This window comes from Amedibacterium intestinale (assembly GCF_010537335.1).
GTDB classification, from domain to species: domain Bacteria; phylum Bacillota_I; class Bacilli_A; order Erysipelotrichales; family Erysipelotrichaceae; genus Amedibacterium; species Amedibacterium intestinale.
Genome location: NZ_AP019711.1, coordinates 525,400 through 548,790 on the forward strand (window position 1 = coordinate 525,400; position 23,391 = coordinate 548,790).

Below are 23,391 nucleotides of genomic sequence, written 5' to 3' on the forward strand. Positions count from 1 at the left end.
TGATGTTTTATGGCATCTAGTGGAAGTATAACAACAAATGAATCTCAAGGACGATCCATTACCCTTTTGTGGTCACAAAGTAGCCAGAGTGTTGCGAATAATACGACAACTATTGCTTGGACATTGAAGGGTTCTGGTTCATCTGGTGGTGGTTCATGGGTAATGTCTGGAGCTTTTAAAGCGGTCATTAATGGTAAAACAGTTTATTCAAGTGATACTCGTATTCAGCTTTATAAAGATCAGGTTATTGCATCTGGAAGTACAACAATCACACACAACGCTGACGGAACTAAATCATTCAGTTTGAGTTGTGAAGCCGGTGTTTATACATATGCGGTAAGTGTAAGAGCTAGTGGAACACATACTTTAAATACAATACCAAGAGCCTCGTCAATATCAATGGCAAGCGGCACGATGGGAAGTGCATCTACTATTAGTATTTCTCGTGCATCAAGTTCTTTTACTCACACTTTGACTTATGCTTTTGGAAATGCTACGGGAACAATAGTTTCTAAGACAACTTCTACTTCAGTTTCTTGGACTCCACCATTAACTCTTGCTCAGCAAATACCGAGTTCCACTTCGGGTAAAATCACAATCACTTGTACAACTTATAGTGGAAATACGAGTGTTGGTTCAAAGAGTATTACAGTTACATTGAAAGTGCCAGATTCAGTAAAACCGACAATGACGAGTCTAACAGCAACTCGTGTGGATGGGAATGTTCCTTCAGCATGGGGTATCTATGTACAAGGAAAGTCAAAAGCAACACTAAAAATCAACGGTGCTGCTGGAACACAAGGTTCAACAATCAGTTCATATAGCATTAGTGGAGGTGGATTTAGTTCTACCTCTTCTTCTTTTACAACAGGATTTTTAACAACGGTTGGGACGATTACTTTTACAGCCAAGGTGACTGATTCACGAGGAAGAACATCAGATACAAAAACAGTATCGATTTCTGTTGTAGCATACAGTCCTCCAAGTGTATCAAGCTATAGTTCACAAAGGTGTAATAGTGCTGGTACACCCTTGGATTCAGGAACTTATGTTAAAGGTTTAATTTCGTTTAGTTATGCGTCGTGTAGCAGTAAAAATACGATTACGACATCGACTTCTTATAAGAAATCAACTGCAACGGCATGGACGAATGCAAATAAAACATTTAGCTCAGGGACAGCTTTTACCTTTGGTGGTTCAATATCAGCAGAATCTTCCTATGATATCAAGTACACCATAAGTGATGCATTTACTACGGTTACTGTTAATGACACGATTTCTACAGTATCGGTATTGATGGATTTTAAAGCTGGTGGTAAAGGGATTGCTATTGGTAAGGTATCAGAATTCGACAATACCTTAGAAGTATCAGATAAATGGAACTTTAGAGTTTATGGCAAGTTATTAAAAGCTTATATAGTCGATAGTATTTATCCAGTTGGAAGTATCTATATGAGTGTTAATGCAACCAGTCCTGCCACTTTATTTGGCGGAACATGGACACAGTTAAAAGATAGATTCTTGCTTGGTGCTGGAAGTACTTATGGAAATGGTACTACTGGTGGAGAGGCAAGCCACAAATTGTCGGTAAATGAAATGCCAAGTCACGCCCATGATACTCCATTCTTTAATAACATGACTAACAATGGAGAGATGGTGTCTGATTTTGAAGGTGTGTTTGGTAAAGGTATGACGGCAAGTGCCGCAAAATCCTTAACAGGTAAATCAGTTATTGAAATGTGGTGGAAAGAGCAAACAAATAATGCTGAAGGTAACGAATACAGTTACTTAACTGCTTCGAAGGGAGGTTCTGTAGCACATAACAATATGCCACCATATTTGGCTGTATATATGTGGAAAAGAACAGGTTAATAAAGTTAGATAAGCGATTGTTCAAGTAAGAATGGTCGCTTTTTCTATATCAATTTTTAAGAAATGGAGGAACAAAGTAATGAAAGGATTTTGGAACGGAATACAGTTTGTATTTGCTGGTGTTGGAGGATGGCTTGGATATTTTCTTGGTGGCTGTGACGGACTCATTATCGCTTTAGTGATTTTCGTTGTGACGGATTATATCACAGGAGTGATGTGTGCTATTGCAGATCAGAAGTTATCCAGTGCTGTCGGGTTCAAGGGTATCTGCAGAAAGGTACTTATTTTCTTGCTTGTAGGAATCGCTAATGTCTTAGATGTGCAAGTAATTGGTACAGGCAGTGTTTTAAGAACTGCAGTTATCTTTTTCTATATTTCAAATGAAGGTGTGAGTCTTCTTGAAAATGCAGGGTATTTAGGACTACCAATCCCTGAAAAAATCAAAGATGTATTAGAACAGCTCCACGATAGAGCAGAAAGTGAGGAATAAATTATGTCAAATAGCAACATGGTATCTTATACAAAATTAAGTCCTAATCATTCAGGACGAAGAACACATTCCATTGATCGCATTACACCGCACTGCGTAGTAGGTCAATGTAGCGTTGAAACTTTAGGTAATATCTTTGCACCAACTTCAAGAGAAGCAAGCTGTAATTATGGTATTGGTGTTGATGGAAGAATTGGAATGTATGTAGAAGAAAAGAATCGTTCTTGGTGTTCTTCATCAAATGCCAATGATCAAAGAGCAGTTACGATTGAATGTGCATCAGATACATATCATCCATATGCGATGAACAGTAAAGTCTATGATACGCTAATCAAACTTTGTGTCGATATCTGTAGGAGAAATGGAAAGAAGAAGCTTCTTTGGTTTGGTGATAAGAATAAGTCGCTGAATTATTCACCAAAGTCAGATGAAATGGTACTTACTGTACACAAATGGTTTGCCAACAAATCCTGTCCTGGTGATTGGCTTTATTCCAGACTTGGAGATTTGGCAAAACGAGTAACTGCAGAACTTGGAGGTCCAGTATCATCATCAACAAGTGGTCTATATCGAGTTAGAAAATCTTGGACTGATTCAAAATCACAAGTAGGAGCTTTTAGCGTTTTTGAAAACGCCGAGAAATGTGCTGATTCACATAAAGGATATTCTGTTTATGATGAGCAAGGTGTATTAATTTATCCTAAAACAAATAATAAGTCTATAGATGAACTTGCACGAGAAGTCATCAATGGCTTATGGGGTAATGGATCTGACAGAAAGAACAAATTAATTTCTGCGAGTTACGATTACGATGCTGTTCAAAACAGAGTCAATGAAATCCTTGATGGTGGAAAAGCTACACCATCAAAATCGATTGATACTCTCGCTAAAGAGGTGATTCGAGGAGATTGGGGCAATGGCGCTGACAGAAAGAAAAGACTGACGGCCGCTGGATATAACTATGATGCAGTTCAAAAACGAGTCAATCAAATTTTAGGTTAAAAGTAATGCCTGTGGGAGATTAATTTCTCTTGCAGGCGCTTTTTTTATTTTAGGGGTAAAAATTGAGCTATTTTCTTTGCCTGTTACATAGGAGGTGGCTCTTATGGAACAAATTAATTACATAATAACAATGGATTTAGCTGTAAAACTTCTATGTAAAGGTATCATTACGCCTGAAGAGTACATGGCTTTCTTACAGGCAATGACGACAAAATATGGACAAAATAATCTTAAAATATTGTATCAAATAAAGCTTGATATGTTCTTGAATTAGAGGGTTAATACAAGTGCGAAGGGAGAGATTATATTTGAAAATTATTAAATTACCATTACTAAAAGAAGAGTTTAAAAAACGAAAAGTAGCTGCTTATACAAGGGTTTCTGTTAGTTCGGATAGTTTACTACATTCTTTAGCTAATCAAGTGTCACATTATACAGAGATGATTCAGAAAAATCCAGAATGGGAGTTTGTTCAAGTGTATGTTGATGAAGGAGTAACAGGGACAAGTACGGAAAGTAGAGAACAATTCTTGAAGATGATGGATGATGCTAGAGCTGGTCGATTTGACTTGCTTTTAACAAAATCGGTCTCAAGATTTGCAAGAAATACAGTGGACTTATTAGAATCGTGCAGAGAATTAAAATCACTGAATGTGGAAGTTCGATTTGAAAAAGATCGTATTTCGACTTTCAATTCTGACGGGGAACTAGTTCTTTCATTATTAGCATCCTATGCTCAAGCAGAATCTGAATCAATATCTCAGAATGTTAAGTGGGGCAAAACCAAACAAATGCAAGATGGGGTATATCATCATTTCACAAGATGTTATGGTTACGATTGGGATGGAGATATTTATGAGATTGTAGAGGAAGAAGCCGAAGTTGTAAGGTTCATCTATAAAGCATATCTTGATGGAATGTCACCAAAGAAAATATCTGAATTGATAACTGCAAAAACAGTAACAGGTAAAAATTTCACAAGAGGAACAGTAAAAGATATTTTGAAGAATCGTATTTATATTGGAGATAGAGTGCTTCAACAATTTTACTCTCCAAGAGTAAGAAAATGTAATAGAAATTATGGAGAAGTACCAAAGTATATTTTGCCAGAGGTGCATGAACCCATCATCGCCAGAGAAATGTTTGATGAAGTTCAAAATGTAATGCAGCAAAAAGCAAAAGATACGCCTAAGAAAACCTTTACTTGCTTTTCTGGAAGGTTGAAGTGTGGTCATTGTGAAAGAGCACTTTGTAGAAGAACATTGCATGGTAAAAAGATATGGAAATGTCAAGGCAATGAAATTAGTAAAACTTGTCAGGCTAGATACATTACGGAAGAAAAATTAAAGGAATATACATTTTCGATTTTTGAAGATGAGAACGAATTCAAAATGAGAGTAGACCATATAAAAGTGTACGATGATTACTTAGAATACATTTTTAAAGATGACACAATGAAAACGATAGAACGAAAGGAGCCAAAACGAAGATGCAGACAAGGAAAGTAGTAACGGTTATTCCTGAAAAGAAGCAAGATATCATTCAAGAGGACTCGGCTGAACTAAAAAAGAAAAAAGTAGCAGGATACGCTCGTGTTTCAACTGAACTGGATGAACAACAGAATTCATATAATTCACAGCTTGACTATTATACAAACTATATAAATTCAAGAAGTGACTGGGAGTTTGCTGGAATGTATTCAGACGAAGGCATCACCGGAACAAGCATCAAAAAGCGAGAAGGTTTTACTTCTATGATTCAAGATGCACTTGATGGTAAAATCGATATGATAGTGACTAAATCTATTTCAAGATTTGCAAGAAATACAGTAGATACGCTTTCAACAGTGAGAAAGTTAAAAAATGCAGGGATTGAAGTTTTTTTTGAAAAAGAAAACATTTATACGCTTGATTCAAAAGGAGAGCTACTTCTTACTATTCTATCTTCACTGGCACAGGAAGAAAGTAGATCTATTTCAGAAAATACGACTTGGGGTCAAAGAAAAAGAATGGCGGATGGTCATGGATGTTTAGGATTTTCAAGATTCTTAGGATATGATAGAGGTCCTAATGGAGAGTTTGTCATCAATGAAGAGCAAGCAAAAATAGTGAAGCGAATATATTACGAGTATTTAGATGGTAAGTCATCTGCAGAAATTGCTAGAAGATTGACTGCTGATGGTATTAAGACTGTTACAGGAAAGGATAGATGGGATACTTCAACCATTATATCCATTCTTAAAAACGAAAAGTATAAAGGCGATTGTTTAATGCAGAAGTATTATATCAACGATTATCTAGAAAAGAAGTTAATAAAGAATAAAGGTGAATTACAGCAATATTATGTTGAAAATCATCATGTTCCTATTGTATCAGCAGAGGTTTTTGATCGAGTACAAATGATGATGAAAAGTAAAAGGCGAAAGAAAAGAGTATCTGCTGCTAGAGACTTTTCTTCGATGATAATTTGTGGGGATTGTGGTGAGTGCTATGGTTCAAAAGTATGGCATTCAAATAGTAAATATAAGAAAATCATTTATAGATGTAATGCTAAATATAATGGGGAGAAGAAATGTAATACTCCCGCTATTGATGAAGAAAGATTAAAAGAAATATTTGTAGAAGCTATTAATATATTATTGATTGACAAAGATGAGATTATTGATAATATCAATTGCTTGCTAGATATAAAGAAACAATGCAAAACTTATGCCGACGAAATTAGACAGGCTGCAGTAAAAGTTGAAAATATAGAGCAAGTATATAGAAAAATTATTAATGATCAAAAGTCTAATCCATTACCATTTGAAGAATATGAAATGTTAATTAAGAAGTATGGTCATGAGTATGATAATGCTAGAGAAAGTTACAATGCATTAATTGAAGATAACAATTTACATGAAAGAGAAGTCTGCAAGTTAGAAGAATTTATTCATCAATTTGAGCATTGTGATAAAATTGTTCTTGAATATGATTACGACTTAATGAAACGAACAACTGAAAGCATAGTTGTTAATACAGATGGGACAATAACAATAAATTTTATTGGAGAACAAAATATAACACTTAAAATATAGCAACAGGGAATAAAACTCTGTTGCTATTTATGGTGGCATGCTATAATAACAGAAAGATAAATAGTAATTTGTAGAGGAGATATTTATGGAAGATAAACAAGTATTATTTAATAATATAGATAAAGTTCACACTACCGAAATGGGTATTGATAGAATTAAGAAAAATCTTAAATTAGATACTGATGATGTTGTTGAGTATTGTAAGAATAAAGTTTTAGATAAAAATTGTAACATCTATAAACAGGGTAAAAATTGGTATTGTGAAATTGATAATATAAAAATAACAATCAATTCATATAGTTATACAATTATAACAGCACACAAATTAAAGAGGTAAAATAGATGGATTATCAAATAATAGAATTAGAAGAATTTAATGTAATAGGAATAAGGTATGAATTATCAAAATCATTAAGTAATAATGTAAAATTAGCACAAAACCATTGGAAAATATTTAATAGTAAATTAAGAAATAATAAGTTATATTTAGGAAGTAATTGGTGTAAATATGCTTTTATTGAAAAAATAGAAAATAAGATATTTTATTATATATCTATTCCTAAAAAAGATTTTGTACCAAATGATTTTACAGAAAAGATAATTTTGAAAAGTAAATATTTAAGGGTAGAACATATTGGTAATATGAATAAACTAAAAGATACTATCAATTATGTTTATAAAGAAATAATACCTAAAAATAATATTTTAGTAGAAAATAGGCAATTTGTTTATTTTGAAAAATATGATTATAAATTTCATTGGAATAGAGAAGATTCTGTTATTGAGATCTATATTCCGATTAAATAACAAATTACAATATGGAAGTGAGATGAGTTAATGAATATTCACTTTGGATTTTCATATATAGGTTTAATATTTTTACTAATGTTGATGTTCATAAGAATTAACAATGGGCAGTTTCCAAAAGTGACCTTATTCCGATAAAAATCCAATATAGCACAAAAGAGTATCAATCTCCTAATACAACGGAGACTGATACTCTTTTCTTTTTTCAGATTATTCTATTCTGAAGAAACCTTCAATCAATCAACAAGATAGCTCAAAAAACAAGAAAAGCCGAAGTTAGTGTGACAACCCGACCTCGACTTTTCGCAAAATTATTGATTTAACGAGAAAAGAGCAGTTGACTCCGATTTTATTCAGTTTTCAATATTCGGAATGACGGCACTTTTACGTTACACTGACGGTCATGCGCACTTAGAAAGAAGGCTCATACAGGTACGCTTACGCTCCATATCGGAATGAATGTAGCGGTTAAGCGTGACTTCTACGGAGCTATGCCCTAAAATCTCGGACAGCGTTTTCACATCAAAGCCCAGTTCGACACACCTTGTTGCAAATAAATGGCGCAGGCTGTGATAGTGGAATGACGGCAAATCTGCGTTATGCAGTATTTTAGCGAAGCGGTACTGCATTGTTCTTGGCTCAACAGGCTTTTTCCTGCCGGACACCACATAGACCTCACCGTTATCCTTAAACCGTCTGAGCAGAGGAAGCAGGCAATCAGGGATAGGAATTGTTCGTTTAGAACTTTCGCTTTTCGGCTCAGTGATGATGAGCTTGGTTTGTTTGGATCCTGTTCTGCACTGCACACGCTGAATGGTCTTGCTGACGGTCAAAACACGTTTTTCAAGGTCAATCTCTTTCCATTGCAGAGCGCAGACCTCACCGATACGCAAGCCCATATACATCGAGATTGCAATACCCACGCTCGTAACAGACGGACGCTCGTCCAGATATTTTTCAAGCCTGAGCTGCTGTTTCTTGTTCATAACAGCAATTTCAGGCTTATTCTTTTTGGGGAGAACGATACCGTCAAGTACGTTACGGATTCTATATTCACGGCTTGCATAGCGAAAAACCGACTTGAACAGCACGATAATATCAGACAGATACCGCACCGACAAGCCCTCTTTTATCTTGCGTTCGATAAAAGCATATATATCTTTCGCTTTCAGCAGACAGCACTTTATCTCTCCAAATGCAGGTATAAGGTGCTTTTCGGCTTTCATGACGTAGTTGGCAGCCGTTGACTCCTTTATTCGTGATGCTGTCACATGAAGCCACTCGGTCACAAGCTCTCTGACCGTCATTTCCGTTACAGTGTACTCGTCCTCGCTGTGATCCAGTGCTATCATAGCCTTGTATTCGGCTTCATCACGGCTTTTTCCGTAGAACGAACGGAATACACGTCTGCCGTTCTCATCTTTGCCCATAGATATACGGCACTCCCAGCGTCCGTCCCTGCGTTTATAAGCTGTTTTCTTGCTCATTCATTAAAACCTCCAATTAATCATCGTTCAGTATAAGTAATTATGGAAACAATAAAAAAACAATCCACCTATCTTGACAAGACATACATAATTTGCTATAATAATGATAAGGTATATTAGAAACTGTGTGAGAAACATACGAATCAAGTTTAGCGTATCGTCAATTCAATAATTTTGCGAAATACGAAGCTGTATTTTGCAGTATGTTAATGACTGTTAAGGAGGAGTAATATAATGGATGCAAACCAGAATTTGACAGCGGAAATGATTAAAATAGACCCCTATAATTATACACTATCCGAGATGGTGGATGTAATTGGGGAAACCGAAGCAAAAAAGCTGTTTAAATCTATTTATAAAGGCACATCGAAATTAAGTTATCAAACTATAAAGGTGAAAGATGTTTTTAATGGTGGCGACACAAGAAAATATGCGTTCGAATTATGTGACCATTATTGCATTGAAACTGTTTGTATTCAAAGAAGAACCGGTACTACAGTGTGTGTAAGTACAATGGTAGGATGTCCCGTTGGATGTGTTTTCTGCGAATCTGGGAAAAACGGTTTTATCCGTAACTTAACTCCATCCGAAATTGTTCAGCAGATTGTACTACTTAGAGAAAAAGTCAATCGAATTGTTTTTATGGGGATGGGTGAACCACTGTTCAATTATGATAATCTGGTTAAGGCGATACATATTCTACGTGATAGGGATGGATTGAATTTTCCTACAGATGGAATCACAATTTCAACAGTCGGGCCGCTACAGCAACTTAAAAAAATAAGAGAAGAACATTTGAAAATACAGTTGACTCTCTCGCTTCACGCAACAGATCAGAGAACTCGTGACATTGTCATGCCCCATATGAAAGGACATGATATTAGAAAAGTTGTGGAAACCGTACTTTCTTATTCCGAAAGGCACAACAGAAAAGTCACTATAGCGTATTTGCTTATTCCGGGGTTAAATGATCGTTCAAGCGATGTAAGACAGTTAGGAAAGTGGTTTAGAGGAAAGAATGTGTTGATTAATCTTCTTCAGTATAACGAAACATCGAATAGTCGCATTAAACGTCCAAACAAGCAGCAGTTAGTTGCGTTTAAAACAAGATTGGAGGATGCTGGCTTAGAGGTTAAGCTTAGAGAGTCCCGTGGAAATAGAATCAAAGCAGCTTGTGGACAACTAGTTAGCGAATACAACAGGCAGGGAAAGAAAACAGCAAATCGGACTGTAAATGGAACTGAGAATTCAAACGGAAACGTGCGAAAATCTTCATTTACAGGAAGAGCAAGTTCGAAGAGACATCCTTTTGCAAAACACAAAAATGTTGGGAAAAAGAGAAAGCATGAGTAAGCTAGAACTTTATAATATATATGCTGGTTATGAAGAGAGCAAGCCTGTTCTTAAAGATATTTCTTTTTTTGTAGAGAAGGGTGAGTTCATAGTCCTTCTAGGAACATCAGGGTGTGGAAAGACCACTATATTGAATCTCATCGCTGGGATGATTCCAATATCAGCTGGAGAATTATACATAGATGGGGTTAAATCAAATGATACTCCACCTCGAAAGCGAAACATAGCCATGGTGTTTCAAAACTATGCATTATACCCTACAATGACGGCATATGAAAATATTGCTTTTCCATTACAAAATGCTCATTATAAAAAAAAGGGTAATTTAAACTAGTGTGTGGTTTTTGAAAAATCCGCTTTAAACTAATGTGTGGTTTATGAAGTGAAAAACAGATGATTTTATGGATGAAATTGATTCCTAAGTATCATCTGTTTTTTGTGTGCCGAGAAAAGTTTTTAAGTTTAATTATTTTGTTTTTTATCTGTTGTATATTTATCTGATTTTAATTGATCATTTATGGAATAGAATACTTTTCTATTCAGTGATAATAAACAGCGCTTTCTGAATCTTGTGAAGTTTCTTACTCCGTTGGAAACTGCCAGGTATGTACGGATTTGTCCATTGATATTTTCGGAAAGTGCATTGCTTAATTTTCTGTCATCAAGAGGTCTTTTGAATGAGTTTAATATTTCTGTTCTCCAGGTTTGAAGAATAGATACAAATTCATTGTATTCAGGCAATTGGGCTTCTCTAAATGCTTCGTATATGGAATCGAACCAGGATTCGCAATCCTTTTCTGTTGCATTTTCATTAAAGTATAGATACATCTCTTTTAATCTGTATCCAAGAGTCAGGTTTTCACTAACGTCTAGTATCATATCTAAAAGATTACGTTTGTTTAATTTCTTTTTGAAACGTTTATTGTATACAGGCTCATTATCCAAATAAACATCCCTTTCGATAAGATCTTTCCATGTCTTAAGAAGATAATAGCTGTTAGAATTGTATTCTGCCTGATACATGATATTAAGACGGATACGTTTAAAACAGTCCATGAGATGTTTCACAACATGGAAAGGATCTACAGCTATAATAGCGTTCTTTAAATAAGTATTGGCTATATCTTTGTAAGGCTCCCACATATCGATAGTGACGTAATGAACGCAGTTTCTTTCTTCTGCTGGAATCCTGTCGAAGTATCGTCTTAATTCAGATTTGGAACGTGAGGGAAGGATTTCAAATAGAGATCTGTTTTTATTATCTACCATGACGCATAAATAAGCAGAATCAGCTCTTTTGGCCATTTTAGAATGTATCTCATCAATACCGATAGATTCAGGAAGACGAATTTTTGGGATGTTGACAAAACTGTCAAAATAGCGCTGTACCTGAGTAACAGATATATGGTTTAATTCGGCTACCATGGAATAAGTATAGTTTAGGTTTGATAAAGATTTCATGATGTTGTTCATAGAAAGAAATGAATTTTTAAAATTGGAAAAAGTAAAAGGATTCTTTCCAGAGAATGTGCGCAAACATTCATTGCATTGATATCTATTGTTTTTGAAAACGATGATACATTTACGATCGGTAAGCTTTGGATGATTGATTACTTTAGGTTTTGAAAAGCCGTGTAAATGAGTGATGCCATGACAATATGGACATCTAAGTTTTTCAGACACTAAAGAGATGTGAAATTCGGTTAAATCTTTTGAAGAAATTACTTCAATCTTTTTGATCATCTTTTTGTCAATATTGAATAAATCTGTGATAAAATCGTACATAGGTTTATTACCTCCTTCGTGTGTATTTTCTCGGCAAAGAAATGATAACACGAAGGTTTTTCATATATAAAAAGTGGGGTATCCACACAAATGTTAAAGATACCCACACATAATGTTAAATAGGTTTTAAAATAGCAACACCAAAGTTTAAAGGTATGGCACACCCACACACGAATTTAAAGCGCCAAAAAAAGGATATCGACTCGTCTGTCAAGAGCATCGCCGTTGAATTAGGGATCGATGACCTTACCAAATATTATATGGAGTAAAAATAAGCCTAAAGGCTATGATAAATATGTAAAAAATGAAAATAAAGTATTACTACTATTGGAGTGGCTTGGAGAAATGCTAGTAACCTGTCTGTCATTGATATTTAGTGATTTTAATATAAATAAAATATCAAACTGGTCTAGTATATTGTTAATTGCCTTTATTATAATGATTTTATACGAAATATATTGGATAAGATATTTTAAAAGTAATAAAACAATGAAAGATATGTATAGTAGCTTGTTAGGAATACCAGTTGCAGGAGCTACTTTGCCAGTAGTTGCATTTCTGTTACTAGGTATATATGGTAGAAATATATTTCTTATTATATCAACAATAGTATTAGGAATAGGACATATAGGAATACACTTAAATCATAAAAAAGAATTAGAATAAGAAATTACAATTTTATAGTTATTGATTTATAGTAATTTACCGAAAAGATTGTCAGTAATGACAGTCTTTTTTGTACGACAAGCAGTTATACAAATAGATTAGTTCAGTGCAACTAATCTATTTTTTATAAGAATTATAAACGAATTAAATGCAATTATTTTTTTATTATTTATTGACATTTAATTATAACTACTATAAAATATAGTAGTATAGTTTGTAGTAGAAAGAAGGGCTTAAATATATGAAAAATTATGACAACTATTTTCTTCCTGTAGATAATATGGAAGAAGCAAAAAGATATTATGAGGAAATATTGGGGTTAAAAAAGAAATTTGATTTTTCTGATAAGGGAATGGTTGCTTATAATATTGGAAATGAAGAACCTGCAATAATTTTAAAAGACAAAAATAAATTTGAGAATTTAAAGCCTACAATATGGTTTGAAGTAGAAGATGTTGCAATCTTCTATAAAGAAATGTTGAATAATGGTATAAAATTTTTGAGTGAGCCTTTTAAAATTGGAACTGGTAATGCAGTCGAGTTTGAAGATCCATTTGGAAATAGACTTGGCGTTACAGATTATATTAAGTAAGGAGTAGAGATTATGTCAAATATAGATTTGGTATTATTAGGACTTATTAAACAAAAATCACAAAGTGCTTATGATATTAAAAAAAATATAGAATATCGTAATATACCAAGATGGGTAAGAATTAGTGAACAGTCTATTTATAAGAAAGTATTACAATTAGAATCAAAAGAATATATTGTTAGCCATAAAGAGAAAGAGGGAAATATGCCAGATAAAGCAGTATATACTATTACTGACAAAGGTAATGATTATTTTAATAGACTTATGAATGATATTTCAAATTATGATGTTAGTCTATATTTGGATTTTAATATTATTATTACGAATTTAGATTTAGTAGATGATGAACAAAAAAAGATTCTTGTTTCTAATATAAAATCAAAGATATTAGAATTAAAAGAATTGCTAAATGAAAGACAATCTCATAGACAACATATTCCTAATGTTGGAAAACAAATGTTCAAACAACAATTAGCATTAGTAGAAACATTAGAAAAGTGGATAATTGATTTTGAGAATAGTTTAAAAGGACAAAATTAGCAAATATTGATTTTAAGTTAAAAGATAAATTTGTAGGGAGGGAAATTCCATGAAAATAATCAACATTGGTATTCTTGCTCATGTAGATGCAGGAAAGACGACTTTAACGGAAAGTCTGCTTTATACAAGTGGAGCGATTTTAGAATTAGGCAGTGTAGATAAGGGAACAACAAGGACAGATACTATGTTTTTAGAACGTCAGCGTGGAATCACAATTCAGGCAGCAGTTACTTCTTTTAATTGGAATGACTACAAAATCAATATTGTAGATACTCCTGGACATACAGATTTTATAACAGAAGTGTATCGTTCCTTATCTGTTCTTGATGGAGCTATTTTAGTAATTTCTGCTAAAGATGGTGTACAAGCACAAACAAGAATACTATTCCATGCACTTCAAAAAATGAATATACCAACAATTATTTTTATAAATAAAATAGATCAGTATGGAATTAACTTAAATAATATTTATCAAAATATCAAAGAAAAACTTTCAAATGATATTATTGTTATGCAAAATGTAACATTAACTCCAGAAATATCAATTAAAAATATCATTGATTTAGATGAATGGGATCCTGTAATTTCCAAAAATGATAAACTTTTAAAAAAATATATTGCAGGAGAAAAATTGACTATACAGGAATTAACGCAGGAAGAATATAGGTGTGTTAAAAAAGGTTCGTTGTTTCCTATATACCATGGAAGTGCTAAAAATAATATAGGAACTCAACAACTCATTGAAGCTATTTCAAATCTTTTTTGTCCTGAAATGAATAAGAATTATTCAGAACTATGTGGAAGAGTTTTTAAAATTGAATATACAGACCATAAGCAAAGATTAGTTTATTTGCGTCTTTACAGTGGAACATTACACTTACGAGATACAATTGTATTGTCAGAAAAAAAGAAAGTGAAACTTACAGAAATATATATTCCTTCAAATGGAGAAATGATACAGACAGAAATAGTTTGTTCTGGAGATATTTTTATAATACCTAACAATACATTAAGATTGAACGATATTATAGGAAATGAAAAGATTTTGCCATGCAATGTATGGAATGACAAGCCTGTACCAATGCTACGAACAAGAATTGAACCGATAAAAATAGAAGAGAGAGAAAAATTATTGGATGCTCTTACAGAAATTGCAGATACTGATCCTCTTTTACGTTATTGTGTTGATACGATAACACATGAAATCGTCATTTCTTTTTTAGGAACAGTGCAGTTAGAAGTTATCTGTTCTCTGTTGATTGAAAAATATCACATAAACATAAGAATCGAAGATCCAACCGTAATTTATTTGGAAAAGCCATTACAAAAGGCAGATTATACTATTCATATTGAAGTACCACCAAATCCATTTTGGGCATCAATTGGATTATCAATAACTCCACTTCCAATTGGCAGTGGAATACAGTACGAAAGCAAAGTTTCACTCGGTTATTTAAATCAAAGTTTCCAAAATGCAGTAAGAGAAGGTATTAATTATGGACTGGAGCAAGGTTTGTATGGCTGGGAAGTAACAGATTGTAAAATATGTTTTGAATATGGTGTTTATTATAGCCCTGTTAGTACTCCCTCGGATTTTCGTTTTCTTGCCCCAATTGTACTTGAACAAACATTGAAAAAAGCGGGAACGCAATTATTAGAGCCATATCTTTCGTTTATACTTTTTACACCACAGGGATACCTTTCTCGTGCATATAATGATGCACAAAAACATTGTGCAATAATTGAAACTAGTCAATCAAAAAATGATGAAATTATTTTTACAGGACATATTCCTGTACGTTGTATTAATGAATATCGTAATACTTTAACTCTATATACAAATGGGCAAGCAGTTTTTTTGACAGAATTAAAAGATTATCAAATTGCTACTTGTGAACCAGTTATTCAATCACGTAGACCAAATAATCGAATAGATAAAGTACGCCATATGTTTAATAAAAAAGAAAATTAAGTTACTATTCGCTAAATTACAATTTGTTAAGCGTCTTAAAATGCGTGCATACAAAAATTATATGACACCTTTGTTACTCAATGATACAAGGGTGTTTTATTTTTATGATGAGTCTAAGATTATTATAGATTAGAATAATACAAATTTGTATCACTATAACGATATAATAAAAGTTGGACATCATGGAAGTTCTACAAGTTCATCTTCTGTTTTCCTTCATACACTGCATCCTAAATTAGCATTGATATCTGCAGGAAGGAACAATCGTTATCAACATCCTCATCAAAACGTGATAGAAAATTTACATAAAGAAAATATTCATGAGCTGACAACAAAAGAAAAAGGTGCCGTATCTATAAAAATATGTAAATATTTTTATTTTTACAAGACGGTAGAGCAGGAATTTGGTATAATAACGCATAGGTGATGTTAATGAATTATGTGTTGTATGGAGAGGAACAATATCGTTTAAAAAGGACTTTGGAAACGATAGTAAAAGAATACCTTCCGGATGAAAATGATTTGAATTTAATTCGTTATGATGCAATGCATACAGATATAGCAGCGATTATAGAAGATGCTATGACAGTGCCTTTTTTTTCTTCGTACAAAGTTATCATCGTTGATCATGCTAATTTTTTGTCGACCTTAAATAATACAGCATGTGACATAAAAAGTTTAGAGTCATATCTTCAAAATCCATGCGATAGTACAGTTCTTATTTTTACAGGTGACTTTGCAAAGCTAGACACTCGCAAAAAAGTTGTAAAAACAATAAAAAAAACGTGGAAGGTTTTAGAATTTAAAAAGTTAGATGAGCTTGGTAAAAATAGTGTTGTAAATGAAGAAATACAGAAAAGAAAACTGAATATTACAGGAAACGCGAAACAAATTCTATTAAAACGGTTACCATTGGATATGGAAACGATACAAAAGGAAATGGATAAACTGGAACTTTATCAGGGGGTTCTCGATGAAAATGTAGTTTCATCTCTTATTAATAGACCGTTAGAAGAAGATGTATTTCAACTTGTTGATGCTGTTGTAGAAAAAAACAAAGGAAAAGCTTTTCATATATGGCAGGATTTATGTGTCTCAAATACAGATGCAATTTATTTGATTGCTCTTTTGGCGGGACAGTTTCGGTTTTTGTTTGAAGTCAAGAATCTTATGGTAAAAGGGTATGAAAAAGATGAAATAGCTCATGCTTTGAATGCCCATCCATATCGTGTGAAACTTTCCATGGAGAAAGCTAGAAGCTTATCTATCAAGTCATTGATGGCTATGCTTGATAAGCTTGCTAGTTTAGATCAGAAATTAAAAAGCGGATTACTGGATAAAAAACTTGGGTTTGAAATGTTTTTATTGGAGTTATAGAGAGGATTAAGTATGAAATCATTAAAAGAGTTATATCGAATTGGACCGGGACCTTCATCTTCCCATACATTAGGTCCGCAAAGGGCAAGTTTAATTTTTAAAAATCGTTATTTCGATGCTTATCGCTATGAAGTAGAACTTTATGGTTCCTTGTCTTTGACAGGAAAGGGGCATCTTACAGATTACATTATTATTGAAACGATGAAACCGAAAGAATGTCGTGTGTTTTTTAAGGCAAAAGCGGATTTAAAACATCCAAATACAATGAAGCTTCTTGCATTTAATAAAGAAGATGAGCTGTTAGGAGAAATGACAGTATATTCCGTTGGAGGAGGAGCTATCCTTATTGAAGGAGAAGAATGCGGAGAAGGGCAAGATGTCTATCCACATCATAGCTTAAAAGAAATTCAGGAATATTGTTTTGCAAAAGAGATGGAGTTATGGGAATACGTAGATGCCTTTGATCCGATGGATGATTATATTGAGAAAATTATGGAACAGATGATGGCTACTGTTGAAAGTGGTTTATCTAAAGAAGGAGTTCTTCCGGGGGATCTTCATTTGGAAAGAATAGCGAAAGAATTAAAAGATAAGGCAGATTCATGTAAAAGTGCGGTTGAAAAAGAAAAACTTCTATTATCTGCATACGCATATGCTGCCAGTGAGGAAAATGCTGGTGGCAGTATGACGGTTACAGCTCCAACATTAGGAAGCAGTGGTATACTGCCATCTCTTGTAACGTATTATCATAAAGATTTGGGGTATGAAAAAGAAATTATCTGTAAAGGTTTAAAAGTTGCAGGACTATTTGGAAATTTGATTAAAGAGAATGCGACTATTAGCGGTGCACAGGGCGGATGTCAGGCAGAAATAGGTGCAGCAGTATCTATGGGAGCGGCGATGGTTGCTTATTTAAGAGGATTAAATGCGGCACAGATTGAATATGCTGCTGAAATCGGTATCGAACATCATTTAGGATTGACATGTGATCCTGTTGGTGGATATGTTATGATTCCTTGTATAGAACGTAATGCTGTTGGAGTGCTGCGTGCTATCGATGCTGCGATTATTGCACAAGGGGTAAGTGAAGTTAGAGATCATAAAGTAAGTTTTGATATGGTGGTAAATACGATGAATTATACGGGAAAGAAGATACCGTTAGAATTAAGAGAAACTTCATTAGGTGGTTTGGCAACCGTTGTTCCTATTCAAAAATAGAGTGAAATTTTATAAAAAAAGGCAGGCTTATCAATAAGGGATAAATCTGCCTTTTACAACATATACTGGGATTTTAGATATCTTTTACATCACAAAAACAAAAGCAATAAAATGAAGGATGCTTGCTAGATTTATAAAGATATGCCAAATGGAATGAAAATATCGTTTATCAGGATGTGAGTAGAAGAAAGCACCAATGGTGTACATAATCCCTCCACCTACAACTAAACCAAGAAATAAAGGGGTAGAGTTACGGATTAAGGTAGGAATAAAGAAAATAGCAGTCCACCCCATAATCATATAAATTGTCATGCTTAATTTTGGAAATGAGCGAGTAGCAATTGATTTTAATAGAATTCCTCCAAGAACTGCACCCCATTCGATGATTAACACAAGAATTCCTTGCCACCCCTTGATCAAACACAAGGCAACAGGTGTATAGCTTCCTGCAATTGCAAAATAAATACAGATATGATCAAGTTTTCGAAAAACATATTTATGATTTGTTCCAAAGGGCATACAATGATACAATGTTGAAACAAGAAACATCAAAAAAAGACAAAGAATGAAGATGGAGATTGCAACACTTTTAACAAGGCCGCTGGTCTCATATGAAAATACGGCTGCTACAGGCAAAGAACATAAACATAAAAAAGCCATTACTCCATGAGTTACACAGTTGGCGATTTCCTCACCAAGCCCTAATTTATACATGTCTCGCATTGTTTGTTGTTCCATGAAGCATCACCCTCCAATTATTGTTCATTTTAGCACAACACTATATTGAAAACAACCAATGTTTTTTATTATATGCACAACGAATGTAAAAGTTATTGAAAAATTGAAATTCCTAGAAAGGATATTGAAAAAACATGTTATAATAGTAACTGATACTTAAAAAATACAGATGTATATCTGTTTTGTCTGATTGGAGGCATATATGTTTTTAAAACGGATAGAACTGCAGGGATTTAAATCTTTTGCGGATAAATCAGTCATTAGCTTTGATTCCGATGTGATAGGAATTGTTGGGCCAAATGGATGTGGGAAAAGCAATATTAACGATGCTATTCGCTGGGTGCTTGGTGAACAAAGTGTTAAATCACTGCGTGGAAACAGTATGAGTGATGTTATATTTAATGGTTCTACACAAAGAAAACCAGTTAATATGGCAGAAGTTACTTTAGTTTTTGATAATTCAAAACATGTTTTGAATGTAGAATATGAAGAAGTAGAAGTTACTAGAAGACTGCATAGACAAAGTGGAGAAGGGGAATACTTTATTAACCGTACACCATGCCGCTTGAAAGATATATTAAATTTAGTTATGGATACGGGGCTTGGAAGAGATTCGCTTTCCATCATTTCGCAAGGAAATATATCTGCATTTGCTGATGCAAAACCAGAAGAGCGAAGGGCTTTGTTTGAAGAAGCTGCGGGTGTTGCCAAATATAAGAAGCGGAAAAATGAATCCTTGGGAAAATTAAATCGTACGCAAGATAATCTTTCTCGTTTAGAGGATATTATCGTGGAGCTGGAACGTCAAGTAAATCCATTAAAACGTCAGGCAAAAAAAGCTGAAGTTTATAAAGAGAAAAAAGCAGAACTGGAAAAAGTAGAAATTAGTGTACTTGTTGATGAAATTGAAAAATTAAACAAAGAAATTGAAGCTTTAAAACAAAAAGCATTTGATTTGGAAACAAAGAAAGCTATGTGTGAAACGACGATTGCAGTAGAAGATACAAAAAATAGCGAACTTCGCTCTGAAATGTATCAGCTGGATAGAGAGATTAACAAGTTGCAGGAACGTTTTGCTAAATTGACAGAAGATTCTCGTGTATTGGAAGCACGAAAAATTGAAATGGATGAAAAAAGAAAGTATGCTATTGAATTTGCCAACAGTGCTGAAAAAGCGAAAGAATTAAAGGCTATGATGGAAGAAGCTCATTATGAGTATGAAGATCGCAAGAAACGTGCACAGAGCTTGGAAACGGATTTGGCATTATATAAGGAACAAAGTGCGAATTTGGAACATGACATATCTTATTGTACGCAAGAGACAGCGCAGGCAAATGCAATTTTAAATCGTCTGCAAAATCGAAAAGATGTCTTAGAAAATCTTGCTAGACAACCTTTTAATCATCAACAGGCTGTCAAATCTATTTTAGATGCAAATTTAAATGGTATTTTAGGTGTTGTATCGCAGATATTTAAGCCAAGAGCAAATTATGAAACAGCAATTTCTAATGCATTGGGCGGAGCCATGTATCACATTGTTTCAAAAGATGAAGCCAGTGCACGTCATGCGATTGGTTTCTTAAAGAAAAATAAAAGTGGTCGTGCAACATTTCTTCCTTTAACGGTAATAAAGCCAAGAGCTATGAACAATGAACATAGGATACTGGCAGAAAATAGCAAAGGATTTCTAGGGGTGGCTTCTGATTTTGTAGAAAATGAAGAACGTTTTTGTGATTTAAGAGATTCTTTGTTAGGAAATGTAGTAATTGTAGATCAGCTTATCAATGCGAATGAGATTGCTAAAGTACTGCGCTATCAATATAAAATTGTTACTTTAGACGGTGACATTGTTAATCGAGGCGGAAGTATGACAGGTGGTCAAGGGAAAAATAATACAACGCCACTTACTATTCAAAAAGAACTCACTTCGTTATTACAAAGCCTTGATGGACAGCTGTTAAAGGTTGAAGGATTACAGTCACAGCTTTCCAGCTTGCAGGCACGAAAAGACAGGGTATCTTCTGATATAGTACAGCTGCAGATTTCTTTGGCACAGCTTGATCCTATCGTAAAAGCGAAATGGGCAAAATATGAACGTTTGAAAACAGATTATGAACAAATTGCGCCAAAAGATGAAGAAATGCAGCAAGAGCTGATGGATGATGATATTGTTGTTCGTTTGAGTCGTTTGCATTCTGAAATAGATGAAATCAGTTCCCAAATGAAAAGCAAGCGAGAACGCAGAATGAAAGCAGGAAGTGAAGTTGAACGTAAAGATACACAAATTCGCCAGTTAAGAAGAGATTTGAATATTCTGCAAAATGATGAAAGAGAAGTAGAAGTACAGCAGGCGAAAGCAGAAACTCGTTTGGAAACAGCATTAGAGCGATTGAGTTCTACTTATGAAATGACGTTTACATATGCACAAGAGCAAAAAGTAGAAATGGATATGGAAGAAGCTCGTAAAAAAGTTGCTATTTTACGACAAGAAATAAGTTCTTTAGGAAATGTAAACTTAGATGCACCGCAGGAATATGCGGAAATTTCCGAACGTTTTGAATTTTTGAGCAAACAAAAAGAGGATCTTTTAAAAGCAAAAGATAAAATTCTAAGTGCGATTGATGAAATGGATGAAATCATGATCAAACAGTTTACGGAAATGTTTGAGAAAATCAATTCAGAATTAAATGATGTTTTCCGTTCTTTATTTGGAGGGGGAAAAGCACGTCTGTTTATGGTTGATCCAGAAGATGTTTTAAATACTGGTATTGATATTGATGTACAGCCTCCAGGAAAAACAGTACAAAATATTCGCTTATTTTCTGGTGGAGAAAAAAGTTTAATTGCGATTTGTGTCTTGTTCTCTATTCTAAAAGCAAGAACGATGCCACTATGTATATTCGATGAAGTAGAGGCAGCATTAGACCAGGCAAATGTTGAACGTTTTGCGAAATATATTTCAAAATTTCGTGGGGAAAGTCAATTTATTGTTGTTACACATCGCCCAGGTACAATGGCACAATGTGATGCGTTATATGGTGTTACGATGCAGCAAAATGGAGTGTCACAATTACTGAAGGTTAAATTACAGGATGCCATTCATATGATTGATAAAGAAGAGGTGAAAGCATAATGGGTATTTTTTCAAAATTAAAAAATGCATTTTCTTCAAAAAATGATCAGGATCGTTATCTGAAAGGATTAGACAAATCTAAGAAATCATTTTCTGAAAGAATACGTCGTCTAGCGCTTGGGTTTAGCGGGATAGATGAAGATTTTTTAGAAGAATTGATGATTGTTTTGCTGGAAGCTGATATTGGAATTAAGACAGCACAGAAAATTGTTGATGAAGTTGAGACTAGAGCAATGGATCAAAAATTAAAAACCTTTGATCAAATTACAGAATGCCTGATTGAAGTTATGCGCGATATGTATTGTGATCATGAGGATAAGCCATTTCATAAAAATACGGAAGGTCCAACAGTTATATTAATGGTTGGGGTCAATGGTAGTGGAAAAACAACAACGACTGCCAAACTTACAAAAAGATTTTTAGAAAAAGGTAATAGTGTTGCTTTAGCTGCAGCAGACACATTCCGTGCAGGTGCGATTGATCAGCTTGCTGTATGGGCACAGCGCTTAGGTGTTACCTGTATCAAAGGAAGAGAAGGTGGAGATCCAAGTGCTGCATTAGTAGATGCTTGTCGCTATGCAAAAGAAAATAACATAGATTATTTAATTGGAGATACAGCAGGGCGTTTGCAAAATAAAGCAAACCTGATGAAAGAATTAGAGAAAATGCATCGTGTTGTATCTCGTGAAATTCCTGGTGCGCCACATGAAGTATGGCTAGTGCTGGATGCAACTACAGGGCAAAATGGAATTTCACAGGCACAGATTTTTTTGGAAACTACAAATGTAACAGGAATTATTCTAACAAAGCTGGATGGTACAGCAAAGGGTGGAATTGTTATTGCTATTCGTGATTTACTAGGTCTTCCTGTAAAATACATTGGTCTTGGAGAAAAAGAAGATGATTTAAGAGAATTTGATATTGATTCTTATTTATATGGGATGTGCGAGGATCTTTTAGGCAATGATTGAGAAAACAGAGGAAATGAATGCATTGCTTGATGCTTATGAGATGTTATTGACTGATAAACAAAGAGAAATTATGTCGCTGTATTACAAAGAAGATTTTTCTTTATCAGAAATTGCAGAGGAGCTTTCAGTTTCTCGTGCAGCAGTGAATGATCATATAAAAAGAAGTACGCATGTTTTACAGGATTATGAAAAAAAACTGCACCTTGTTAAGAATTATGAAACAAGAATGGAAATTTATGATAAAATAAAAAAGGTTAGTAATGAAGAGATTTTATTACTGATAGAACAGCTAGAAAGTTTAGAAAATTAGGA

Annotated in this window: 22 protein-coding genes; 19 read left to right on the forward strand and 3 right to left on the reverse strand. The window is 34.0% G+C overall.

Features of this window, described 5'->3' with window-relative positions; all coding sequences use genetic code 11:
* Positions 1–9 precede the first annotated feature (9 nt).
* The 8 genes from A9CBEGH2_RS02665 to A9CBEGH2_RS02700 all read left to right on the forward strand — a co-directional run bounded on the left by A9CBEGH2_RS02665 (position 10) and on the right by A9CBEGH2_RS02700 (position 7,247).
* On the forward strand, positions 10–1,872 hold the full coding sequence (locus tag A9CBEGH2_RS02665; RefSeq protein WP_163104225.1) for a DUF859 family phage minor structural protein: 1,863 nt from the start codon (positions 10–12) through the stop codon (positions 1,870–1,872).
* Between the two features lie 79 nt (positions 1,873–1,951).
* Entirely contained in the window at positions 1,952–2,362 is a 411-nt protein-coding gene (locus A9CBEGH2_RS02670) for a phage holin family protein (RefSeq protein WP_163104226.1), read from the forward strand.
* Positions 2,363–2,365: 3 nt separating this feature from the next.
* Positions 2,366–3,364 (forward strand): N-acetylmuramoyl-L-alanine amidase, encoded by a 999-nt coding sequence (locus A9CBEGH2_RS02675; RefSeq protein WP_163104227.1) that lies wholly within the window; start codon positions 2,366–2,368, stop codon positions 3,362–3,364.
* A gap of 103 nt (positions 3,365–3,467) precedes the next feature.
* Positions 3,468–3,638 (forward strand): SHOCT domain-containing protein, encoded by a 171-nt coding sequence (locus A9CBEGH2_RS02680; protein ID WP_163104228.1) that lies wholly within the window; start codon positions 3,468–3,470, stop codon positions 3,636–3,638.
* Positions 3,639–3,672: 34 nt separating this feature from the next.
* On the forward strand, positions 3,673–4,872 hold the full coding sequence (locus A9CBEGH2_RS02685; protein ID WP_163104229.1) for a recombinase family protein: 1,200 nt from the start codon (positions 3,673–3,675) through the stop codon (positions 4,870–4,872).
* Entirely contained in the window at positions 4,854–6,440 is a 1,587-nt protein-coding gene (locus A9CBEGH2_RS02690) for a recombinase family protein (RefSeq protein WP_163104230.1), read from the forward strand. Before A9CBEGH2_RS02685 ends, A9CBEGH2_RS02690 begins: the two co-directional genes overlap by 19 nt.
* A gap of 85 nt (positions 6,441–6,525) precedes the next feature.
* The gene (locus tag A9CBEGH2_RS02695) at positions 6,526–6,777 is read left to right on the forward strand and encodes a DUF3781 domain-containing protein (RefSeq protein WP_021974314.1); all 252 of its coding nucleotides are present in this window, start codon (positions 6,526–6,528) and stop codon (positions 6,775–6,777) included.
* A 5-nt stretch (positions 6,778–6,782) separates the two neighbouring features.
* On the forward strand, positions 6,783–7,247 hold the full coding sequence (locus A9CBEGH2_RS02700; protein WP_021974313.1) for a GyrI-like domain-containing protein: 465 nt from the start codon (positions 6,783–6,785) through the stop codon (positions 7,245–7,247).
* 401 nt (positions 7,248–7,648) lie between these two features.
* On the opposite strand, the gene A9CBEGH2_RS02705 is transcribed toward A9CBEGH2_RS02700, so the two are convergent.
* Complete coding sequence (locus A9CBEGH2_RS02705) at positions 7,649–8,734, reverse strand: tyrosine-type recombinase/integrase (protein WP_163104231.1); 1,086 nt, start codon at positions 8,732–8,734, stop codon at positions 7,649–7,651.
* A 234-nt stretch (positions 8,735–8,968) separates the two neighbouring features.
* Between A9CBEGH2_RS02705 and A9CBEGH2_RS02710 the strand changes: the two genes are divergently transcribed.
* Together A9CBEGH2_RS02710 and A9CBEGH2_RS02715 are read left to right on the forward strand one after the other, a co-directional pair.
* The gene (locus A9CBEGH2_RS02710; RefSeq protein WP_163104232.1) at positions 8,969–10,087 is read left to right on the forward strand and encodes a 23S rRNA (adenine(2503)-C(2))-methyltransferase RlmN; all 1,119 of its coding nucleotides are present in this window, start codon (positions 8,969–8,971) and stop codon (positions 10,085–10,087) included.
* Entirely contained in the window at positions 10,080–10,421 is a 342-nt protein-coding gene (locus A9CBEGH2_RS02715) for an ATP-binding cassette domain-containing protein (RefSeq protein ID WP_163104233.1), read from the forward strand. The genes A9CBEGH2_RS02710 and A9CBEGH2_RS02715 overlap by 8 nt, the downstream gene beginning before the upstream one ends.
* Positions 10,422–10,549: 128 nt before the next feature.
* Here the strand turns inward: A9CBEGH2_RS02715 and A9CBEGH2_RS02720 are convergent, their stop codons facing one another.
* A complete protein-coding gene (locus A9CBEGH2_RS02720; protein ID WP_163051423.1) occupies positions 10,550–11,872 on the reverse strand; it encodes an ISL3 family transposase in 1,323 nt (440 codons plus the stop codon).
* 240 nt (positions 11,873–12,112) lie between these two features.
* Between A9CBEGH2_RS02720 and A9CBEGH2_RS02725 the strand changes: the two genes are divergently transcribed.
* From A9CBEGH2_RS02725 to A9CBEGH2_RS02750, 6 genes are all read left to right on the forward strand, one after another.
* Positions 12,113–12,538: a hypothetical protein gene (locus A9CBEGH2_RS02725; RefSeq protein WP_009300542.1), complete on the forward strand. Its 426-nt coding sequence runs from the start codon at positions 12,113–12,115 to the stop codon at positions 12,536–12,538.
* 241 nt (positions 12,539–12,779) lie between these two features.
* Entirely contained in the window at positions 12,780–13,130 is a 351-nt protein-coding gene (locus A9CBEGH2_RS02730; protein ID WP_009300545.1) for a VOC family protein, read from the forward strand.
* Between the two features lie 12 nt (positions 13,131–13,142).
* A complete protein-coding gene (locus A9CBEGH2_RS02735) occupies positions 13,143–13,670 on the forward strand; it encodes a PadR family transcriptional regulator (protein ID WP_009300546.1) in 528 nt (175 codons plus the stop codon).
* A gap of 49 nt (positions 13,671–13,719) precedes the next feature.
* Positions 13,720–15,642, forward strand: coding sequence for a tetracycline resistance ribosomal protection protein Tet(44) (gene tet(44) / locus A9CBEGH2_RS02740; protein ID WP_009300547.1), 1,923 nt, complete (start codon positions 13,720–13,722; stop codon positions 15,640–15,642).
* 432 nt (positions 15,643–16,074) lie between these two features.
* Entirely contained in the window at positions 16,075–17,019 is a 945-nt protein-coding gene (gene holA, locus A9CBEGH2_RS02745) for a DNA polymerase III subunit delta (RefSeq protein ID WP_118277244.1), read from the forward strand.
* A gap of 12 nt (positions 17,020–17,031) precedes the next feature.
* Entirely contained in the window at positions 17,032–18,237 is a 1,206-nt protein-coding gene (locus A9CBEGH2_RS02750; protein WP_118277245.1) for an L-serine ammonia-lyase, iron-sulfur-dependent, subunit alpha, read from the forward strand.
* An 84-nt stretch (positions 18,238–18,321) separates the two neighbouring features.
* On the opposite strand, the gene trhA is transcribed toward A9CBEGH2_RS02750, so the two are convergent.
* Positions 18,322–18,975, reverse strand: a complete 654-nt coding sequence (trhA, locus tag A9CBEGH2_RS02755; protein WP_115714695.1) for a PAQR family membrane homeostasis protein TrhA — start codon at positions 18,973–18,975, stop codon at positions 18,322–18,324.
* A gap of 202 nt (positions 18,976–19,177) precedes the next feature.
* Here trhA and A9CBEGH2_RS02760 point away from each other — a divergent pair, with 202 nt between their 5' ends.
* The 3 genes from A9CBEGH2_RS02760 to ylxM are packed head-to-tail and all read left to right on the forward strand — an operon-like array spanning position 19,178 to position 23,389.
* Complete coding sequence (locus A9CBEGH2_RS02760) at positions 19,178–22,108, forward strand: chromosome segregation protein SMC (protein ID WP_115714696.1); 2,931 nt, start codon at positions 19,178–19,180, stop codon at positions 22,106–22,108.
* A complete protein-coding gene (ftsY, locus tag A9CBEGH2_RS02765; protein ID WP_118277246.1) occupies positions 22,108–23,079 on the forward strand; it encodes a signal recognition particle-docking protein FtsY in 972 nt (323 codons plus the stop codon). The genes A9CBEGH2_RS02760 and ftsY overlap by 1 nt, the downstream gene beginning before the upstream one ends.
* Positions 23,072–23,389: a YlxM family DNA-binding protein gene (gene ylxM, locus A9CBEGH2_RS02770; RefSeq protein ID WP_115714698.1), complete on the forward strand. Its 318-nt coding sequence runs from the start codon at positions 23,072–23,074 to the stop codon at positions 23,387–23,389. The genes ftsY and ylxM overlap by 8 nt, the downstream gene beginning before the upstream one ends.
* Positions 23,390–23,391: the final 2 nt, after the last annotated feature.

Coding starts and splice junctions, on each gene's coding strand:
- A9CBEGH2_RS02710 (WP_163104232.1), top strand. CDS start 8,969: ATGGATGCAAACCAGAATTTGACAGCGGAAATGATTAAAATAGACCCC.
- ftsY (WP_118277246.1), top strand. CDS start 22,108: ATGGGTATTTTTTCAAAATTAAAAAATGCATTTTCTTCAAAAAATGAT.
- A9CBEGH2_RS02730 (WP_009300545.1), top strand. CDS start 12,780: ATGAAAAATTATGACAACTATTTTCTTCCTGTAGATAATATGGAAGAA.
- A9CBEGH2_RS02725 (WP_009300542.1), top strand. CDS start 12,113: ATGACCTTACCAAATATTATATGGAGTAAAAATAAGCCTAAAGGCTAT.
- A9CBEGH2_RS02760 (WP_115714696.1), top strand. CDS start 19,178: ATGTTTTTAAAACGGATAGAACTGCAGGGATTTAAATCTTTTGCGGAT.
- holA (WP_118277244.1), top strand. CDS start 16,075: ATGAATTATGTGTTGTATGGAGAGGAACAATATCGTTTAAAAAGGACT.
- ylxM (WP_115714698.1), top strand. CDS start 23,072: ATGATTGAGAAAACAGAGGAAATGAATGCATTGCTTGATGCTTATGAG.
- A9CBEGH2_RS02735 (WP_009300546.1), top strand. CDS start 13,143: ATGTCAAATATAGATTTGGTATTATTAGGACTTATTAAACAAAAATCA.
- A9CBEGH2_RS02720 (WP_163051423.1), bottom strand. CDS start 11,872: ATGTACGATTTTATCACAGATTTATTCAATATTGACAAAAAGATGATC.
- A9CBEGH2_RS02680 (WP_163104228.1), top strand. CDS start 3,468: ATGGAACAAATTAATTACATAATAACAATGGATTTAGCTGTAAAACTT.
- A9CBEGH2_RS02675 (WP_163104227.1), top strand. CDS start 2,366: ATGTCAAATAGCAACATGGTATCTTATACAAAATTAAGTCCTAATCAT.
- A9CBEGH2_RS02690 (WP_163104230.1), top strand. CDS start 4,854: ATGCAGACAAGGAAAGTAGTAACGGTTATTCCTGAAAAGAAGCAAGAT.
- A9CBEGH2_RS02670 (WP_163104226.1), top strand. CDS start 1,952: ATGAAAGGATTTTGGAACGGAATACAGTTTGTATTTGCTGGTGTTGGA.
- A9CBEGH2_RS02750 (WP_118277245.1), top strand. CDS start 17,032: ATGAAATCATTAAAAGAGTTATATCGAATTGGACCGGGACCTTCATCT.
- A9CBEGH2_RS02665 (WP_163104225.1), top strand. CDS start 10: ATGGCATCTAGTGGAAGTATAACAACAAATGAATCTCAAGGACGATCC.
- A9CBEGH2_RS02700 (WP_021974313.1), top strand. CDS start 6,783: ATGGATTATCAAATAATAGAATTAGAAGAATTTAATGTAATAGGAATA.
- trhA (WP_115714695.1), bottom strand. CDS start 18,975: ATGGAACAACAAACAATGCGAGACATGTATAAATTAGGGCTTGGTGAG.
- A9CBEGH2_RS02695 (WP_021974314.1), top strand. CDS start 6,526: ATGGAAGATAAACAAGTATTATTTAATAATATAGATAAAGTTCACACT.
- A9CBEGH2_RS02705 (WP_163104231.1), bottom strand. CDS start 8,734: ATGAGCAAGAAAACAGCTTATAAACGCAGGGACGGACGCTGGGAGTGC.
- A9CBEGH2_RS02715 (WP_163104233.1), top strand. CDS start 10,080: ATGAGTAAGCTAGAACTTTATAATATATATGCTGGTTATGAAGAGAGC.